At 62.3% G+C, this 995-nt stretch carries 1 protein-coding gene; it reads left to right on the top strand.

What is annotated here, in order from left to right; genetic code table 11:
* Nucleotides 1–993: lipoyl synthase (gene lipA / locus CFN78_RS28355; RefSeq protein WP_165777746.1), on the top strand; the 993-nt coding region annotated here is incomplete at its 5' end.
* Between the last annotated feature and the right edge of the window lie 2 nt (nucleotides 994–995).

Here is a 995-nt window from a genome sequence, read left to right as displayed (position 1 = left end):
GGGCGGAAGTTGTTGCGGCTCGAGGTGCGTAACAGTGAGACGCCGATTGAGAAGAAGCCGTCGTGGATCAAGACGCGTGCGCGGATGGGTCCTGAGTTCACCGAGTTGAAGGGTTTGGTGCGCCGGGAGGGTTTGCACACGGTGTGTGAGGAGGCGGGTTGTCCCAATATTTATGAGTGTTGGGAGGATCGTGAGGCGACGTTTTTGATTGGTGGGGATCAGTGCACTCGGCGGTGTGATTTCTGTCAGATTGATACGGGTCGTCCTGCGGAGTTGGATCGTGCGGAGCCGCGGAAGGTCGCTGAGAGTGTGCAGGCGATGGGGTTGCGGTATTCGACGGTGACGGGTGTGGCGCGGGATGATTTGGCTGATGGTGGGGCGTGGTTGTATGCGGAGACGGTGCGGCGGATTCATGGGTTGAATCCGGGTACGGGTGTGGAGTTGTTGATTCCGGATTTCAATGCTGATGCGGTGCAGTTGGCTGAGGTGTTTTCGTCGCGGCCGGAGGTGTTGGCGCATAATGTGGAGACGGTGCCGCGGATTTTCAAGCGGATTCGTCCGGGGTTTCGGTATCAGCGGAGTCTGGATGTGATCGCGGCGGCGCGGGCGGCGGGGTTGGTGACGAAGTCGAATCTGATTCTGGGGATGGGGGAGACTCCGGAGGAGGTCACCGGGGCGATGGCGGATCTGGTGGCTGCGGGGTGTGAGATCTTGACGATCACGCAGTATTTGCGGCCGTCGCCGCGGCATCATCCGGTGGAGCGGTGGGTGAAGCCGGAGGAGTTCGTGGCGCATTCGGAGGCCGCGTACGGGTTGGGGTTCTCGGGGGTGATGGCTGGTCCGCTGGTGCGTTCGTCGTATCGGGCCGGTCGGTTGTACGCGCAGACGAAGAAGCATCGTGGGGAGTCGTTGCCGGAGCAGTTGCGGCATCTGGACAACCACGCCCCGGCCGCGCAGGAGGCCAGCAGCCTCCTCACCCGGCTCCAACGCTAGGG

Origin of the sequence: Amycolatopsis antarctica, from assembly GCF_002262875.1 — a bacterium.
Taxonomy (GTDB): Bacteria; Actinomycetota; Actinomycetes; order Mycobacteriales; family Pseudonocardiaceae; genus Amycolatopsis; species Amycolatopsis antarctica.
Note: the sequence above shows the minus strand (reverse complement) of the source record. Positions and strands in the feature narration are given on the sequence as shown.